Consider the following 17,987-nt stretch of genomic DNA (forward strand, 5'->3'; position numbering starts at 1 on the left):
TTTGCAGGGTAATCCTCTGTGCGCGGTCTGATTCTGCGGGCTGATGTGTGCTTTTGAAAATTTTTCTGACTTGCGCGAGACATTTGGATGTGGCAGTGCATAACATCCGGTGCCAAAATTAGTTTTGGGTTGGCGCCATGCAGACGGCAAGTAAGTGTCAACTGCAAGCTGGCAACGCACACAATGGGGGCATTACAATGAGCGCTTCTACCAGAGACCTTGTCGGTATAATCATCAACCGCACCTCCCGCACATGGCGTACCAAGCTTGACGAGCGTCTTTCCCATCTGGGGCTGACCCAGGCGCGCTGGCTGGTGCTCATGCACCTGTCGCGAATGAACGGCAAGGCCCTGCAAAAGGATCTGGCCGCTTCTGTGGGCGTGGAAGGCCCCACCCTGGTGCGGGTACTGGATGGCCTTGAACGCATGGGCCTTGTGGAGCGTGTGGGCGTGGAGGGTGACAGGCGCGCCAGACGCATCTGCCTGACCCCCAAGGCGGACAGCGTCATCAACGATATTCTGAACATTGGCACAAAACTGCGCGTTGAGGCTCTGACGGGCATATCCGATGCAGACCTTGAAGTTTTTTATCGTGTGACGGAAGTCATCCTGGCCAATCTGCTTTCCGCATCAGCAAAGTAGCGATTTGCGCGCCTTTACGGCGGCATTTTTTATCCCCGGTATAATGGATGGCGCAGGCGTCATGCTGGTTTGCTCAGCGTCTGCGCAGCAGGTGGGGCAGGGCCGTTGCACAGAAAATGCCGCCCAGAATGGCAAGGGCGCTCACCAGCAGCCGCAGCCCCAGAGTTTCGTTCATGAGCACGGCGCCGCCAAGGGCGGTGATGAGCGGTACGCTCAACTGCACCACAGCGGCAGAGGGCACGCTGAGCCAGCGCAAAACAGCATACCAGAGCACATAGCCAAGAGCAGAAGCCAGAGCTCCGGCTGCCAGGGCGCAGACAACGCCTGCCCATGGCCATGCGGCGGGCATGCCTGCCTGGTCAAAAGCCACAGCCCAGGCCAGCAGTGCTACAGCTAATGGAACGCAACGGATAAAATTGCCAGCCGTGGCCGCAGCGGCATTGTCGCCGCCCCTGCCATAGATCGTGTAGGCCGCCCAGCACAGGCCAGAGCAAAAAATGACCGTAGCAGCCCCTGCTGGCGGCGCATCAAGCCCCGGAAGCAGCAGATAGACAAGCCCCGCCATGGCAAGCCCTATGCCCAGGCTCTGGGCCTTGCCGGGATGTTGTCCCAGCCGCAGCCCGGCCACAAGCATGCCAGCCTGCACGGCCACGGCTATGACCAGCGCGCCCGCCGCAGCGGAAATCCGTACATAAGCCCAGGAAAAGCAGGCCATGTAGCCAAACAGCGCCAGCGCCGCGCCCCAGCTGCCAGCCCGCAGGGGATTGCCGCCGCGCCGCATCTGGAGCAGCCAGAGCATGGCAGCGGCAGAAATGGCCCTCAGGGCCGTATATACAGAGGGGTTCAGGGGATGAGCGTTTTGCCCTTCGGCAAGCGCAAAACGGCAGAGCAGGGAGTTGGCGGCAAAGAGAACCATGACCAGGCTCGTCAAGGCTGCCACCATCAAGGGGGAGGCATGCGTCTTGACGGTCGCGTTGCCAGCCCTGGCGTCCACACGCATCAGTCAATCCGCCGTGCGCCCTGCAACTTGCGGAACACCGTACTGCGGTTGATCTGGAACAGCTCCGCCACGCGTTGCACAGAGCCGTGCACTTCAATGGCCTTGAGCAGAAAATCCCGCTCCATTTCGGCCATGATGTCGCGCAGGGGGCGGCGGGCGGCGAGGATGTCCTCGCTATAGCACGAGGCTTCGCGGGGTGCGCCGGATATCTGCGGCGGCAGGTCGCGCGGGGAAATCAGCGGCCCGCTGAGCGTGATGACCAGACTGTGCACAAGGTTTTGCAGCTCACGCACGTTGCCGGGCCAGGAATAGGCCGTCATGATGTCCAGGGTCACGTCCATAAAAGCCATGGCCTTGTGGTATTTGGCCGTGTACTGGGCGAGGTAGTGCTCTGCCAGGGGGCGCACGTCTTCCTGCCTTTCGCGCAGGGGCGGAATGCGCACTGTGGCCACATTGAGGCGGTAGTACAGGTCGCGGCGGAAGGTTCCGGCCTCCACGCTTTCGGCCAGATCGCGGTTGGTGGCGGCAATGATGCGCACGTCCACCTTGCGCGGGCTGGAAGCGCCCACCCGCATGATTTCTCCGTCCTGGAGCACGCGCAAAAGCCGCGTCTGCATGGAAAGCGGCAACTCGCCCACTTCGTCCAGAAAAATAGTGCTGCCATCAGCAATTTCAAAATACCCGGCCTTGCCCTTGTTGGAAGCGCCCGTGAACGCCCCCGGCATGTAGCCGAACAGTTCGGATTCTGTGAGAGATTCTGAAATGCCGCCGCAGTCGACCTTGAGCAGGATTTTATCGTTGCGGGCCGACTGGGAATGGGTGTAGCGGGCAAAAACGTCCTTGCCCGCGCCGGTTTCGCCCAAAATAAGCACGGTCGCGTCCGTGTCCGCAAAGCGGCGCAGCAGGGAAACCACATCGCCCATGGCCCGGCTGGCATACACAGGCTCGCGGGATTTTGCCGCGCCCTGTGCAATGTAGGCCAACTGGTCGTTGATCTGGTCAATAAGTTTGCACTGCCCGGCCACCTGATCCTGCAATTGGGCGAGCAGGGTGACATCGCGCGCAAACGTGACCACCAGGCACAGATCCCCCTTGGCATCAAAAACGGGAAAGCCCGTAAGCACGAGTTTTTTGCCGTTCTTGAGCTGCTGCACATGGGTGGTGGGCCTGCCCGTGCGCACTATTTCCGGGTTCAGAATGCAGTCAAACGTGCCTTCCTGCACCAGATCGCGCACATTCTTGCCGCGTATCTGCTCCTGGGTCAGCCCGGTCAGCTGCTCGTACATGCGGTTAACCTGCAGGCTGGTGCCAGCGGCGTCGCTTATAAAGACGCCTTCAGGCAGGGCGTCGAGTATGCGCTCCACATGTTTTGATAGAAGCTCGGAAGATCTGCATGCCATAGGTCAATCGGGGGGGTAAGTGGTTATCAGTGCGGTACGCGGAGCCGATCGCCCAGGATGGCCTGCGCCACAGCCTGAAGCCTGTTCATGTGCTCTGTTTCCAGCTTTACATCACCCATGGGCACGGGTCTGTCCAGGAACTGGTATTTCTGCGTACCAAGGCGATGGTAGGGCAGCATTTCGTATTCCACCCGCTCAAAAGGCTTGAGGAATCCGGCAATGGCGGCAATGGCCTCTTCGCTGTCGTTAAAGCCGGGGATAACCGGCGTGCGTGCCAATATGGGCAGAGCAGGAAATTCTTCTGCCAGAATGCGGAAGTTTTCGAGGATATGCCTGTTGGGCAGGCCTGTCTGCGCTTCGTGCACGGCGCTGTCCATATGTTTGATGTCGAACAGCACGTAATTGAGGTATGGCGCAGCCGCGCGGATGGTCTCTGGCGAAACCATACCGCAGGTTTCAACGGCGGTCTTGATGCGCCGGGTGCGCGCCTCGCGCAGCAGAGCCACGGCAAATTCACCCTGCAACAGGGGTTCGCCGCCCGAAAGGGTCAGGCCACCGCCGGAGCGGGCGTAGAAGGCCATGTCCTGCTCAACCACTTGCAGCACGTCATCCACTGTACGCTTTTTGCCGTAAACCAGCAAACCCTGAGCCGGACATGCCGCAGCGCAGGGCATAGGGCATTCGGTGCAGTGGCTGCGGTTTATGTTCAGCTTGTCATCCTCGCCAAGCGTGATGGAACCGTGTGGACAGGCCACAATGCAGTGACCGCATTTGGAAACGCCCAGGCAGCGGCCAGCGTTAAAGGCGAGTTCCGGTTCGCGTTGCTGCGATTCGGGGTTGCTGCACCAGCGGCAGGAAAGGCTACAGCCCTTGAGAAAAACAATGGTTCTTATGCCAGGGCCGTCATGAACCGAATACTTCTGTACGTTAAAAACCATGCCTTGCCGTTGGCAGTCATCCTGACACATAAGACCATCCTTTTATAAAAAACGGGCGCGGCCAACCTTTCGGCCAGTCGCGCCCGTGGAGTTGTTACATAGCGTCGTGTTCAGTACGGGCAATCAGGTCGTTCTGCAGGTCGGGCGACAGGTCCACAAAGTAGGCGCTGTACCCGGCAATGCGCACGATGAGGCTGCGGTACTTCTGCGGGTCTTTCTGCGCGGCCACCAGGGTCTGCTTGTTCACCACGTTGAACTGCACATGCCAGAGCTTGAGGTCGCAGAAGGTGCGGATAAAGGACACCAGCTTTTCCGTGCCCTGCTCGCCTTCCACGCACTTGGGCGTGAACTTGATGTTCAGCATGCGGGCGGCGCGGTCGCGCATGCCCATGTTCTTGGTCTGGTAGTTGGAGAGCAGCACGGCGGTGGGGCCGTTGACGTCCGCGCCGTGCGAGGCCGAGGAGCCGTCGGAAAGCGGGAAGCCGTCTGTACGGCCATTGGGCGTGGCGGAAACCACCTTGCCGAAGGGCACGTGCGAGGTAAAGGGCACATAGCGCACATCGTTGTGGATGCCCAGTTCCTTCATGGAGTACTTGCCGCCGTATTCCACGGAAATCCTGTCGATTTCGCGGCCAATGGCGTCGGCGTATTCATCGTTGTTGCCGTAGCAAGGGGCGGAACGCAGCAGGGCGCGCACGTCGTCGTAGCCTTCAAAGTTGGCGTCAATGGCGGCCAGCAGCTTGTCCATGCTCAGTTTCTTTTCTTCAAACACCAGCTTTTTCACGGCGGCGAGGGAGTCCACAACCGTGCCAAGGCCCATGTATTCAAAGTAGCCCAGGTTGATGCCTTCGGGAATCTGTTCCTGATGCAGGTCGATGCAGTGCTTCATGCACAGGTCGTGCATGGCCGAGCCCATGGGCTGGGCAAAGTGCTGGGCGCGCAGCTTGTTGATGATGTACTGCTGGGTAAAGGCCGCCTTGAGGAACAGCAGGTGCTGCTGCACGTAGGCGTTCCAGAATTCGTCCCAGGTCTTGAAGTTGCGCGGGTCGCCGGTTTCTACGCCCAGCAGCTGGTCGCCAAACTTCTTCATGCGGCCATTGCGCAGTACCATTTCCACGGCAGCGGCAAAGTTGATGTACGCGCCGCCCGAGGTATAGGTGTCGCGGTTGGGCATGCGGGCTTCGGTGCAGCCGGAAACAGCGTAGTCCAGGGCTTCCTCAAAGGTCGCACCCTTGGAAACGTAGAGGGGCACGATTTCTTCGTCGTTGATAAGCTTGGGGAAGCCGGAGCCGTACTTGATGGTTTCGGCCACGTCCCACAGGTAGCGTTCGGGCGCGCGGGAGTGGATGCGGGCCGCGAGGTCGGGGTAGTGCAGCGGGAACTCACGCTTGGACTTGAGGATCAGGTAGGTCAGAGCGTTGCTGGCATCGCGGCCATCGGTGGTCTGGCCGCCAACTGTCACGGCTTCCCAGTGGGCATAACCTTCGTTGAAAGCGCCGCCGGTGGGCGAAATGTACATGTCGATGAATTCGGCCATGCCCACCCACATGCATTCCAGCAATTCCATGGCCTGGGCGTCATTAAGCTTACCCTCGGCGCGGTCTTTGGCGTAGAAGGGGAAGAAGTACTGGTCCATGCGGCCATTGGAAATGGTGGTGCCGGTCTTCTGTTCAATGCGCGAGAACATCTGGGTGAACCACTGGCTCTGGCAGGCTTCCCAGAAGTCGCGGGCAGGTTCGCCGGGTACGTGGTCGGCATTGTCGGCCATGCGCAGCAGTTCGGCCTTGCGGGTGGGGTCGGATTCCTTGGCTGCCATTTCGCGGGCAAGCACGGCGTGGCGCTTGGCCCACAGCACGATGGCATCGCACACGATGACGACGGCTTCAAGGAAGGGGCGCTTTTCGCAGGCGTCCTTGCAGCTCAGTGGATCAAGGGCGTCCAGTTTTTCCTGGGCTTCTTTCTTGATGCTGTTGAAACCGCGTTTCAGGATCTTTTCAAAATCGTGCACCCACTGGATGGACGAACGGAAGGACGAAGTCTCGTTGACGATAAAGCGCGAGATAAGCCCCATGGGGTCGTCATAGGTCAGCTTGTGGATCTCGGCGGGCAGAGCGGCGTTGAGGGCCTCATGGTAGGTCTTGCCCTTCCAGTACGGCGCAATTTCTTCAATAACGCGCTTGGCGTCTTCAGGCGTGATCGTGGCGGGCGAGGTCTTGCGGGTGGGCAGATCGCGCACGGCGATATCCAGAAAGTCGCCGTCCAGTTCGGGGTACAGGATACCGTAGCGGCCATCGCAACCTGCGCGGCCAAGCAGCAACTGGTCTTCCTGCACGTATACGGTCATGTTTTTCGCAATGTGCATGAGGGCCTTTGCCCAGCGCAGCACCAGAGGCTGGCCGTCCGTTTCCTGCATGGACTGGGTGAAGTACAGCGCGCGTTCAATGTCGATGCGCGGCTTCTGCCCCTCAAAACGCTCCAGCAGCTTGAAAACGCGGGTGTGGGTTGTGCGGAATCTGTCTTCCTTGCCCTCGATCTTGTCATACAAGCGCTGTTCCTGAGGGGAGCGGCATTCGCAAGTGGTGGTGCTCATCACGATACTCCTGAAATATGAATATGTGGCGCGCGGGACAATGGTAGCCGCCGCGCGGAGAACGCCGAAAGGTTGTGGCAATCCTCGGTTGCTTTTCCCTGTGCATGCGGCATGCCATAATATTTAACTATGTGAAATTTTTAAGTATTTGTAATTTTTTTCCCCGACTACGTTTGCGAGTGCGGTTTTTAACAAGCCATAGTCGCAAATTTGCACCAGTCAGGAGGGCTTGGCGTTAATAAGGGCATTTATTGCGACGCAAACTTGCGACACAGCGTTTTGGGAGAACTATCCAGCTAGGGGTAACGTGACAAAAAGCAACATGATTTTATTTTCACAAGCACCATTTTTCACCCGCGAGAGAACGATTCCTGCTTGATGCAAATTTGCGACGCGGCTCTAAAACATACTAAAAAAATATGATATAAATAAAAATATTATGCTGATTTTATTGAATTTTACGAGATGTATTGCTGAGAATCAGGCTTTGTGATCTGGCACACATCGTGCAAAACGAAAAATATCACAAGCCGCGTGGGTTGGAGGCGACCTGAACGGCTTAGAAATAGCAACGCCTGGAGAAGAGAGATGGGAAACCTTTTTGTTTCCTGCGCGGGAAGCCTGGTCGGCAACCCGCGTGGATCTGGCAGACGCACTTGCCGCCAGCGCCGCATAACCCCCCAAGCGGGTTCAGGAGAACCGCATTATGAACGTTATTGACTTTCGCTTTCGCCCAAACACGCCAGAAATCATTAACGGCATCAAGAACAGCGCCATGTTCAAGGCGGCCTGCAAAGCCATTGGCTTTGACGCCCGCAAGCCCCAGCCTCTTGACGAGATTGTGGCTGATCTGAACAATCTTGGTGTGGAACTTGGGGTCATAACCGGTCGTGACTGCGAAACCACTTACGGGTTTCCGGCCAATAACAACAGCGTGCTGGAATTTTGCAGGGCTTATCCTGACAAGTTTGTGGGGTTCTGGGGCATTGATCCACACAAAAAAATGGACGCGGTGCGCGAAATTGAGCGCGTGGTTGCCGATTACGGCATGAAGGGTATTGCCATTGACCCTTACCTTGCGCACATACCCGCTTCCGAGGCCAGGTTTTATCCGCTGTACACCAAGTGCTGCGAGCTGAATATTCCTGTGTTCATCACCATGGCTCCGCCGCCGCAGGTGCCGGGGGCCATTCTGGAATACGCAGACCCACGCGATGTGGACAAGGTCGCCAGAGATTTTCCCGAGCTGACGCTCATCATGAGCCACGGCGGGTACCCCTTTGTAAACGAGGCCATCTACACCTGCCTGCGCAACGCCAATGTGTATATGGATATTTCGGAATACGAGCGCGCGCCCATGGTTGACGTGTACGTGCGCGCCATGAACGACCTCATCCCCGACAAAATACTTTTTGCCAGCGCCCATCCCTTTGTGGAGCTGGCCGATGCTCTTGATGCCTACAAGCACTTTAATCTTACTGAAGAAGTCCGCCGCAAGGTCATGTATGAAAACGCCCGCCGCGTGCTGGGCCTGTCATAAGGAGAAAACACATGAGCAACGCTGTTGATAAAGCAACTGCCCAGGCAAACCTGCGCCGCGTAGTTATTTCTTCCCTGATGGGTGCGGTCATCGAATGGTATGACTTTTTCCTCTACGGCGTAGTCGCCGGGCTTGTGTTCAACAAACTGTTTTTCCCGTCCTTTTCGTCGGGCGTTGGTACCATCCTGGCATTTGCGACCTTTGCCGTGGGCTTTGTGGCCCGCCCCCTTGGCGGTTTTATCTTCGGGCATTTTGGCGACAAGATCGGCCGCAAAAAAATGCTCATTCTCACCCTTGAAATCATGGGCGTGGCCACAGTGCTTATTGGCTGCATTCCCTCCTATGACAGCATCGGCATCTGGGCGCCCATTCTGCTGGTTACCTGCCGTATTGCCCAGGGCATTGGCCTTGGCGGCGAGTGGGGCGGTGCGGTGCTTATGGCCTTTGAATCGGCCCCTGCCCACAAGCGTGCGTTTTACGGCAGCCTGCCCCAGGTGGGTCTTTCCCTTGGTCTCATGCTGGCATCCGGCGTGATCGGCGTGCTTTCCTGGCTGCTGCCCGACGAGGCCTTTATCGCCTGGGGCTGGCGCGTGGCCTTTGTGTTAAGCGCCGTACTGGTGCTTGTTGGCGCGTACATCCGTACCTCCGTGCAGGAAACTCAGGACTTTTCCAGCGCCAAAAAGCATGTGGAAAAAATCCGCTACCCCATGATTGACGCCTTCAAACGTTACCCCAAGACCCTGATGGCCTGCGTGGGTGCGCGTTTTGTGGAAGGTATCGCTTTCAACGTATTTGGCGTGTTCTCCCTGACCTACCTTACAAATACCTGCGGCGTTAACCGTACCGTGGCCCTTATGGCCGTGGTGGTGGCATCTGCCGTCATGGCCTGCTTTATCCCCATGTGGGGCGCCATGGCCGACCGCATAGGCAAGGGCCGCATTTTCGGCACTGCCGCAGTGCTGCTGGGCATCACCTCCTTCCCCGTGTTCTGGGTGCTGCATAACTACGCCACCACCAACCTGTTCTTTGTGTACCTTGCCATCATCGTTCCCTTCGGTATCGTCTACGCTGCCGCTTACGCCAGCATGGCGAGCCTGTTCTCCGACAGCTTTGACGCCACTGTACGCTATTCAAGTATTTCCTTCGTGTATCAGTTCTCAGGCATCTTCGCCTCGGGCCTGACGCCCATGATTGCCACCATGCTGGTACAGGCCAATGGTTCGCAACCCTGGTATCTGTGCGGCTATCTGCTTGTGGCTGGTATTATCAGCACCATATCCACCATCTGGCTGGGCAGCATCCGTGAACGTAACGACCTTTACCACACGGCACCTGCCAGCAGCGCGGAAGATGCCTCTGAATCTGCTGTGACCGACGCGGCGGTGTAACCTCTCTCGGACTTAAACACTCTCCTCCCGCGGGGGGGGGGGGGTTTGGGGGGGGCGGGGGGGGCCCCCGCAGCAGATTCATACGGTTGCGCGGGCTATTTGGAAGCACCGCCGCATTTCTTGGCCTTGGTGTTGTAGTTGCCGCAGTTGATGGGGTCGGTCCAGTCGCCGATCAGATCCTTGGATTCGGGCAGGTAGTGCGACCACGCTTCGCCGGGAACCACGGAGGGCGTTTCCCAGACCACCTGGAACTGTCCGTCGGCCTGGATTTCGCCAATCAGCACGGGCTTGGTGATGTGGTGGTTGGGCAGAACCTTGGCCACGCCGCCGGTGAGGTTGGGGGTTTCAAGGCCCACAATGGCCTTCAGAACCTTGTTCACATCGGTGCTCTGGGCCTTTTCAACAGCCTTCACCCACAGGTTGAAGCCGATGTAGTGGGCTTCCATGGGGTCGTTGGTCACGCGCTTGGGATTTTTGGTGAAGTCGTGCCACTTTTTGATGAAGGCCTTGTTGGCGGGATTGTCCACGCTCATGAAGTAGTTCCAGGCGGCCAGATGGCCCACCAGAGGCTTGGTATCTATGCCGGAAAGTTCTTCTTCACCCACGGAGAAAGCCATGACGGGAATGTCGGCGGCGGTGATGCCCTGGTTGGCAAGTTCCTTGTAAAAAGGCACGTTGGCATCGCCGTTGAGGGTGGAAACCACGGCGGTCTTTTTGCCCGCGTTACCGAACTTTTTGATTTCAGCAACGATGGACTGCCAGTCGGAATGGCCGAACGGCGTGTAGTTGATAAGGATATCTTCCTTTTTCACGCCCTTGGAGATCAGGTAGGCTTCGATGATCTTGTTGGCGGTGCGGGGGAACACGTAGTCCGTACCGGCCAGCACCCAGCGCTTCACGCCGAGGTCGTTCATCAGGTAGTCCACAGCGGGAATGGCCTGCTGGTTCGGGGCCGCGCCGGTGTAGATGACGTTGCGCGAGGATTCTTCGCCTTCGTACTGCACGGGGTAGAAGAGGAGGCCGTTGAGTTCTTCAAACACGGGCAACACGGACTTGCGCGAAACAGAGGTCCAACAGCCGAAAACAGCGGCGACCTTGTCCTTGCTCAGCAGCTCGCGGGCCTTTTCTGCAAAGAGGGGCCAGTTGGAGGCAGGGTCCACCACCACGGGTTCCAGCTTTTTGCCCAGCAGGCCGCCTTTTTTGTTCTGCTCTTCAATGAGCATGAGCATGACGTCTTTCAGCGTTGTTTCGCTGATGGCCATGGTGCCGGAGAGCGAATGCAGAATGCCCACCTTGATGGTGTCTTCTGCTGCCTTTGCGTTCAGCGAACCGCACAGGGTGACGAGCATGAGAGCCAACGCCGTCAACGTTTTCTTGAACATGTGGAGCCTCCTTGGAACTGTCTGTATGGCTGTACGTGACGCGGCGCACCCCCATGGTTGCCGCGCTGCTTGCTACAGCACATAGTTAAGCAAGAGGCGTTCCAAGGTCGTATTTTGCGTAATATTACGTAATAATTTGATAAATTTTTTATAGGCACGCTAATGTCAAAACAATTTTGTAAAATCTGGAGATTTTAAAACATTTTTGTACGACTTCGGAGTGGTGCTGTCTGTCCGGACCACAGCTTCGAACGTCCGCGCAAAAAAGCACCCCCGGCCTGGCAGACTTTTAATCTGCCGGGCCGGGGGTGAAGTGTGTATGTCCTGCATCTCTTTGCGGCTTTATGCAGGGTTTGAAGGTGCAAAACGGCGGTGGTCTATGCCGTATTTTTTCATCTTGTAATAGATGATGCGGTAGGTGATGCCCAGGTCGCGCGCGGCCTGATGGATGTTGCCACGGGCGTTTTTGAGCGCGTCCACAATAAATTCCTGCTCCACCCTGGCGATGGTTTCGTTAAAGCCAAGGTCGCCGCCTGTGGGGCCGGTGCTGCTGCTCTCGGCGCTTTGCAGGGTGCTGGGCAGGTGATGGGCGCGCAGCACGGCATCCTCGCAGATGAGCACGGCGCGTTCCATAACGTTTTTCAGCTCACGCACGTTGCCGGGCCAGTGATATTGCAGCAAAAGATCAATGGCGGGCGTGGAAATGCGCCGTACCGGGCGATCATATTCCTTGCTGAACATGCGCAGAAAATGCTCCGTGAGGGGCAAAATGTCCTCCGGCCTTTCGCGCAGCGGCGGAATGAACACGGGAAAGACATTGATGCGGTAGTACAGATCCTCGCGGAACAGCCCCTGCTCCACCAGCTCTTCCAGCGGGCGGTTGGTGGCGCAGACAAGGCGCACGTCCACCTTGTAGCGGCGTTCATCGCCAAGAGGCTGTATTTCGCCTTCCTGAAGCGCGCGCAGCACCTTTGCCTGGGCGGTGGTGGAAAGGTCGCCGATTTCGTCCAGAAACAGCGTGCCCTTGTCCGCCTGACGGAAAAGGCCGGCACGGTTTTGCACCGCGCCTGTGAATGCGCCCTTGCGCCAGCCAAAAAGCTCGCCTTCAATGAGTTCTGAGGGCAGGGCGGCGCAGTTGAGCATGACCAGCGGCTGCGTGCGCCGGGGGCTTGCGGCGTGCAGGGCTTGAGCCATCAGTTCTTTGCCCACGCCCGACTCCCCGCGCAACAGCACCGTGGCGCGGCTGGCCCCGGCCTGCGTGAGGCGGCGCAGCACGTGGCGCAAGCTCTTGGAGGTGGCAATAACCGAGGCTGGCATACCGCTGACCAGAGGTTCATCGGGCAGCATGCAGAAATGCTGGCGCGCCATTTCTTCCTGCAAACGGGCCACCTGCCGACCCACAAGCGTGGCTACTGTTTCGAGAAAGCGGCAGCGCAAATCCAGTTCAGATTCCGGCGCGGTGGGGGTATCGGCGCTCAGGGTGCCGATAACTTCCGTCTGGTCGGCATTTTCAACGCGCACCGGCACGCTTATGAATGCCAGCCGGGCCATTTCTTCCTGGCTGCGGCCAAAAAGGCGGTTCTGAAAGTCGGGCCGCCCCTGCATGCATGAAACAATTATGGGTCGTCCTTCGGCAAAAACCTGGCCAGTGATGCCTGAGCCCGGCTCATAGGCGGCCTCGGGCGCGTCCGCAGGGCCGTAGGAAAGCGAGAGCTTGAGCTCGCCGCTTTCGGGATCCTGAACCACAATGTGGGGTCTGTCGAAGTGCATGTCTTCTGCAAGAGCCGCCAGCAGCTCCTGTAGAGAATCACGAAAGGAATGGCCCGGCGATAGGGCGGCCAACACTCGGTTAAGGGTGTCGAGGCACTGCCCTGTGCCCATGAAGGGCGCGGCGAAATGGGCTTCTTGCATATGTCCCCTGCTCAATGCGGCGTGAGTACGGCGCTGTTTTCCGAAGTTGCCGAACATTATCCATAGCTGTGTTACGCCTTGGTGGCGGGCATCTGCTCACGCAGTAACCTGAGCAATCTCAAGTAAGTTGCTGCAATATGGAACGGCATATCAGGCATAGCGGCACATGGTGCCCGCTGATGCAGACTGAGGGGGGAAGATGCGGATCTGGTCTGACCTGTTGTCGGTTTGCGGAGGATGCAATCCCAGGCAGTAGCGGCCCCAGAGGGGCTGATTGTTCTGAAACGGGCCGCTTCATAGCTGGCGGCAGGGCGGCTCCGTCACAGAGGGTTGAAGGGCCGCGCCCGCGGCGCGGCCCTTCAGAAGATTATTGCTGCGGTCCCTGGTCAATGTCAATGATGCGGCCTTGCAGCCATACATAGGCATCGACCTCGTGTCCCACTTCCGGTTCGTAGTCGCCCAGAACCATCTTGGAGGCGTAAACAGCCAGACGCATGGGCTGCCTGTCTTCAAAGGGAAAGCTGACGTAGAGCAGCTTTACGGGCATTTTTTCAAGCTGGCAGTCTTTCACTTCTTCAATGGTGGCGCGCATCTGGTATTCGCAGAAGTTGCGGCCAGGCATGATGAGGTGACGATTGCTGACGCTCACCTTGAGAGGCGGCACGTCCAGGCGAGTTTTGCCGGGATTTTCGGCAAGCCATGCCTCGGCATAGGCCTCGTAACGCACGCCCTGAGTGATGGTGATTTCGTCAAGCAGAGCCTTGCGCAGGCCAAGGGCGAGGCCAGCCAGCAAAAATGTGTGCATGACGCCGGGGGTGAGGTCGTCCTTGTCGCGTCCATACAGCGGGTCGTAAAACCACATGGGGTTTTTGCCCTCAAGCATGGTCACGGCCACGTTGGCCTCAACGCCGGTCTGCCAGGGGTGCACATTGTCGACCGTGAGATCGTTGGGCAGCCCTTCAAGCAGGGGGGTGGCGGTGACAGGGGCAAGCTTTTCCCCTTCTTCGCCAGCCACAAGCACAGCAGCCCTGACGGGCTGATCCTGCGGCCATGCCAGCAGGATGTGATCCTTGCCGTCACGTTTCCACTGCCAGGAGGGGCGGGTGCCGCCGTCGTGCATGACGGTGGTGGCAATCTGGCCCATGATGGCGGCGGGGTTTTGCCCCGTCAGCACAGCCCAGGCATCGCCCAGGGTTTCTGTATGCCCACGGTTGGCGGCAGCCAGTTGGGCTTCCAGCTCTTCGGCGGTAGGAGCCTGATCGGCAAGAGGATTGCCGTTGCTGTCAACGCGAACCCATTCTTCGGCTTCGGTTTCGGCAGCCTGAATTTTGTTTTCAGCTTTTTTGGCCATGAAATGTTCCTTTCATCGCGCGGTCAGGGCGCTGGCCGGAGGGTATCCGGCCAGCGCACAATACAATTTAACGTCTGTCGCCACGGTCGCGGCGCTCACGCCCGCCACGGTCACCGCGGCCATTTCTGTCGCCGCGGTCGCCCCTGTCGGAACGGGGAGGACGAGCGGTTTCTTCGGGATTCCAAGGGTGGCCCTGCTCTTCAAGCAGCACAGCCTTGCGGCTGGCGCGGATGCGGTCGCCGTTGATTTCAATGACCTTGACCATCATGTCTTCGCCAAGGCGAGCAACGTCGCCGGGCTGTTCCACGCGGTTAACGTCAAGCTGCGACACGTGCACAAGGGCTTCCACATTGGGCAGCACTTCCACGATGGCGCCGATTTCCATGATTTTGCGCACCTTGGCAAGATAGTTCTTGCCGAGGTCGGGGCGCTGGTCATAGTACGAAACCATTTCGCGGGCTTTTTCCAAGGCTTCAGCCGTGGGGGCGAAGATGGAAACGCGGCCAGTGTCTTCGATATCCACAGAAGCGCCGGTGGCAGCTGTGATGGCCTTGATGTTCTTGCCGCCGGGGCCAATGATGAGGCGGATGATGTCCGGATTCACGAACACTTCGGCATGCTGGGGAGCAAAGCGCGAAAGTTCCTTGCGCGGTTCGCCAATGGCCTTGGCCATTTCTTCCAGAATGTGATGACGACCTTCGTGGGCCTGCTTCATGGCGGCGCGCATGATTTCGGTGGTGAGGCCGGTGATCTTGATGTCCATCTGCACGCCGGTCACGCCTTCAGCGGTACCAGCGATCTTGAAGTCCATGTCGCCGAGGGCGTCTTCGTCACCAAGGATATCGGTGAGCACGATGAACTTGTCGCCTTCCTTGATGAGGCCCATGGCCACACCGGCCACAGGGGCGCTGATGGGCACGCCCGCATCCATGAGCGAAAGCGAACCGCCGCACACGGCAGCCATGGAGGAAGAGCCGTTGGATTCGAGAGTTTCGGACACAACGCGCAGGGTAAAGGGAAAATCAGCGTCAGCGGGCAGCACGGGGCGCAGGGACTTTTCAGCCAGAGCGCCGTGGCCGATTTCGCGGCGCGAAACGCGCACGGGCTTGACCTCGCCCACAGAGAAGGGCGGGAAGTTGTAGTGCAGCATAAAGCGCTTGGTCACGTCGCCGATGAGCGAATCCATGCGCTGTTCATCGGTGGAGGAACCAAGGGTGGTCACAACCATGGACTTGGTTTCGCCGCGGCGGAACAGGGCGGAGCCGTGGGCGCGGGGCAGCAGGCCTGTCTGGATCTGGATGGGGCGCACGGTCTTGGTGTCGCGGCCGTCAATGCGCGTGCCTTCGTTGACAATGCGGGCGCGCACCAACTTCTTTTCCAGGTCAGAGATCATGTCGCCCACGCTCTTGAGCGCGGCGTCGTTTTCGGCCCAGGCCGGATCGCTCTTGAGGTTTTCCATGACCTTTTCTTTCACGGCCTTGCGGGCGTCCTTGCGGGACATCTTTTCAGGCACGCGCAGGGCTTCTTCCAGGCCAGCGGCAAGGGCCAGTTCCTTCACGCGGGCAACCAGAACCGGGTCATCGGCGTGGGGGGTAAAGGCCATCTTGGGCTTGCCGGCCAGTTCGCGCAGCTTGAGCTGGGCTTCAACCAGAGGCTGAATCTGCTGGCGGCCCCATTCAAGAGCGTCGATAATGACTTCTTCGGGCACAAAGCGGGCTTCGCCTTCCACCATGGTGAGCGCATCGGCAGAGGCGGCAAACACGATGTTGAGGTCGCTCTGTTCCTGCTGCTCAAAGGTGGGGTTCAGCACAAACTGACCATTGATGCGGCCAATGCGGCCACCGGCCACCGGGCCGTCAAAGGGCAGGGGCGAAAGCATGACCGCGGCGGAAGCGCCCGTAAGCGCCAGCACGTCGGAGTCGTTCACCTGATCGGCAGAAATGACGCTGGCAAGAACCTGCACGTCTTCGTTCAGGCCCTTCTTGGGGAAGAGCGGACGCAGCGGGCGGTCGATCAGGCGGGAAACCAGGGTTTCGCGCTCGGAAGGACGGCCGATTTCGCGGCGGAAGAAGCTGCCGGGGATGCGGCCAGCGGCGTACATTTTTTCAGAGTATTCGACGGTAAGAGGGAAGAAGCCCTTGTCGAATTCAAGCGTCTGCGAGCACACGGTGACGAGCACCACGGTGCCGCCGCACTGAATCCACACAGAACCGTGGGCCTGATTGGCCATACGGCCTGTTTCAAGGATAACTTCCTTGCCGCCGACCATGGCTGTAACCCTGATGGGTTCAAAAATATCTTGATACATAAAAAATCCTTTGCGTAGTGCGAAGGGGATTCCGGCAAAAGCGGGCAGATCATCGGCCATTGGCCTCTGCCTGATTTTCCCGGACCCCCCTTCTTCGCGTTTTGTACCCTCACTGGGGTTGATTCAGGCAACAAGGGGGAGCGCTGGCTCCCCCTTGCGCGACAGAAGTCTTACTTGCGCAGACCGAGCTTTTCGATAAGAGCGCGGTAACGCTGAACGTCTTTCTTCTTCAGATAGTTCAGAATGTTGCGACGACGGCCAACCAGCTTGAGCAGACCGGTGCGGGAGTGGAAGTCCTTCTTGTGTTCTTTGAAGTGACCGGTGAGGTCTTCAATACGGGCGGTGAGCAGAGCCACCTGAACTTCCGGGGAACCGGTGTCGCCTTCGTGTTTGGCGTGGGCATCAATAACCGTTTTCTTGTCGCTGGCATCCATTACCACAGCAGTACTCCTTGATAGTCGGGGTTAGTTCCAAAGTCCCCGCAACACGGTCCAACATGGGCCAGCGGGCGTGGTTTCGAGCTGCGCCAGAGCCAGGGCAGTGCCCTGTTCAAGCAGCAGCGCAAAGCCCTCCGCAGGCTCGGCATCTGTCGCGCCCTGCTCGTGGGCATCCGCTTGCGCGGCTGCTTCCGGGCGGCAAGGCACGGCTATGCCGTTGCGCACGCGAGCGGCTTCATCCGGCGTGAGCTCCACCTTGTGCCAGTGGGGCAGTGCTTCCGCAATGGGACGCACGCAACCCGGCAACAGGGCGGGATCAGCCGAGAAGTCCGCAGGATCGCGGGCCACATCGAGGCCGAAGGGGTGACTATACTCCCGGGTCAGTTCTGTGAGCACGGCTCCACACCCTAAGCGCGTCCCCAAGCTGTGGGCCAGGGAGCGTATATAGGTGCCAGAACTGCAAGCGACCCGAAAGCTCACAAACGGAAGACTCACTTCGAGTGTTTCCGCCTGTGAAATTTTTATGCGTTTGACCTTGGCAGGGGCTTCTACGCCCTTGCGCGCCAGTTTATAGAGCGGCTGGCCTTCGTGCTTGGCCGCTGAATAAGGCGGCACGGCCTGCTCGGCAAGCTCAAGCCAGGCGGCAACTTCGCGGCGCACGTCAGCTTCGCTCACATGCTCCCACGGCGTTTCGGCCACAACCTTGCCTTCAATATCCCAGGTGTCGGTGGTCTGGCCCAGCCGCAACGTGCCGCTGTAAACCTTGCCGCCGCCAGCCAGCAGATGGCCTGAAAGTTTGGTGGCCTGCCCCAGCAAAACAAGCAGAACTCCTGATGCCAAAGGATCAAGAGTGCCCGCATGCCCGATCTTTTTTTGCCCAAGGCGTTTGATAGCCGTGAGACAGCGGGCCGAGGTGGGGCCGGAGGGCTTGCGCAGCACCAGAATGCCGTGCTGCTGGGGCAACTGGGCCGCCCCGGAGCTTTTTTCCGGCTGCCGGTCTGGGGTGCTGGGTGCGGCAGCAGCCGCTTTGGTCATACTCATACGCAAGTTGCAACCATAGCCGCAGAGCGGGCATAAGTCAAAAAAATATCAGCGGCAAAG

Annotated in this window: 13 protein-coding genes; 3 read left to right on the forward strand and 10 right to left on the reverse strand. The window is 58.7% G+C overall.

Annotation, left to right across the window (positions count from 1 at the left end):
• Nucleotides 1-197: 197 nt before the first annotated feature.
• Nucleotides 198-641 carry a MarR family transcriptional regulator gene (locus ACUZ9P_RS05360; RefSeq protein ID WP_449248939.1) on the forward strand — a complete coding sequence of 148 codons (444 nt, stop codon included), beginning with the start codon at nt 198-200 and terminating at the stop codon, nt 639-641.
• A 73-nt stretch (nt 642-714) separates the two neighbouring features.
• On the opposite strand, the gene ACUZ9P_RS05365 is transcribed toward ACUZ9P_RS05360, so the two are convergent.
• The 4 genes from ACUZ9P_RS05365 to hpsG all read right to left on the reverse strand — a co-directional run bounded on the left by ACUZ9P_RS05365 (nt 715) and on the right by hpsG (nt 6,569).
• Nucleotides 715-1,641 carry a DMT family transporter gene (locus tag ACUZ9P_RS05365; RefSeq protein ID WP_449248940.1) on the reverse strand — a complete coding sequence of 309 codons (927 nt, stop codon included), beginning with the start codon at nt 1,639-1,641 and terminating at the stop codon, nt 715-717.
• A complete protein-coding gene (locus tag ACUZ9P_RS05370; protein ID WP_240823413.1) occupies nt 1,641-3,041 on the reverse strand; it encodes a sigma-54 interaction domain-containing protein in 1,401 nt (466 codons plus the stop codon). The genes ACUZ9P_RS05365 and ACUZ9P_RS05370 overlap by 1 nt, the downstream gene beginning before the upstream one ends.
• Nucleotides 3,042-3,067: 26 nt before the next feature.
• Nucleotides 3,068-4,009 (reverse strand): (2S)-3-sulfopropanediol dehydratase activating enzyme, encoded by a 942-nt coding sequence (gene hpsH / locus ACUZ9P_RS05375; protein ID WP_449248941.1) that lies wholly within the window; start codon nt 4,007-4,009, stop codon nt 3,068-3,070.
• Nucleotides 4,010-4,073: 64 nt separating this feature from the next.
• Nucleotides 4,074-6,569 carry a (2S)-3-sulfopropanediol dehydratase gene (gene hpsG / locus ACUZ9P_RS05380; protein ID WP_449248942.1) on the reverse strand — a complete coding sequence of 832 codons (2,496 nt, stop codon included), beginning with the start codon at nt 6,567-6,569 and terminating at the stop codon, nt 4,074-4,076.
• A gap of 706 nt (nt 6,570-7,275) precedes the next feature.
• Here hpsG and ACUZ9P_RS05385 point away from each other — a divergent pair.
• Nucleotides 7,276-8,109: an amidohydrolase family protein gene (locus tag ACUZ9P_RS05385; protein ID WP_449248943.1), complete on the forward strand. Its 834-nt coding sequence runs from the start codon at nt 7,276-7,278 to the stop codon at nt 8,107-8,109.
• An 11-nt stretch (nt 8,110-8,120) separates the two neighbouring features.
• The gene (locus ACUZ9P_RS05390; protein ID WP_449248944.1) at nt 8,121-9,497 is read left to right on the forward strand and encodes an MFS transporter; all 1,377 of its coding nucleotides are present in this window, start codon (nt 8,121-8,123) and stop codon (nt 9,495-9,497) included.
• Between the two features lie 95 nt (nt 9,498-9,592).
• Here ACUZ9P_RS05390 and urtA read toward each other — a convergent pair whose 3' ends face one another.
• From urtA to truB, 6 genes are all read right to left on the reverse strand, one after another.
• Nucleotides 9,593-10,879 carry an urea ABC transporter substrate-binding protein gene (gene urtA / locus ACUZ9P_RS05395; protein WP_449248945.1) on the reverse strand — a complete coding sequence of 429 codons (1,287 nt, stop codon included), beginning with the start codon at nt 10,877-10,879 and terminating at the stop codon, nt 9,593-9,595.
• A 342-nt stretch (nt 10,880-11,221) separates the two neighbouring features.
• Nucleotides 11,222-12,790, reverse strand: coding sequence for a sigma-54-dependent Fis family transcriptional regulator (locus ACUZ9P_RS05400; protein WP_298998346.1), 1,569 nt, complete (start codon nt 12,788-12,790; stop codon nt 11,222-11,224).
• A 367-nt stretch (nt 12,791-13,157) separates the two neighbouring features.
• Nucleotides 13,158-14,141 (reverse strand): hypothetical protein, encoded by a 984-nt coding sequence (locus ACUZ9P_RS05405; RefSeq protein WP_449248946.1) that lies wholly within the window; start codon nt 14,139-14,141, stop codon nt 13,158-13,160.
• Between the two features lie 67 nt (nt 14,142-14,208).
• Nucleotides 14,209-16,449, reverse strand: coding sequence for a polyribonucleotide nucleotidyltransferase (gene pnp, locus ACUZ9P_RS05410; protein ID WP_449248947.1), 2,241 nt, complete (start codon nt 16,447-16,449; stop codon nt 14,209-14,211).
• 170 nt (nt 16,450-16,619) lie between these two features.
• Complete coding sequence (gene rpsO / locus ACUZ9P_RS05415) at nt 16,620-16,889, reverse strand: 30S ribosomal protein S15 (RefSeq protein WP_022659913.1); 270 nt, start codon at nt 16,887-16,889, stop codon at nt 16,620-16,622.
• 24 nt (nt 16,890-16,913) lie between these two features.
• Nucleotides 16,914-17,927, reverse strand: coding sequence for a tRNA pseudouridine(55) synthase TruB (gene truB, locus ACUZ9P_RS05420; protein WP_449248948.1), 1,014 nt, complete (start codon nt 17,925-17,927; stop codon nt 16,914-16,916).
• Between the last annotated feature and the right edge of the window lie 60 nt (nt 17,928-17,987).

Source organism: Desulfovibrio intestinivivus, assembly GCF_053570665.1.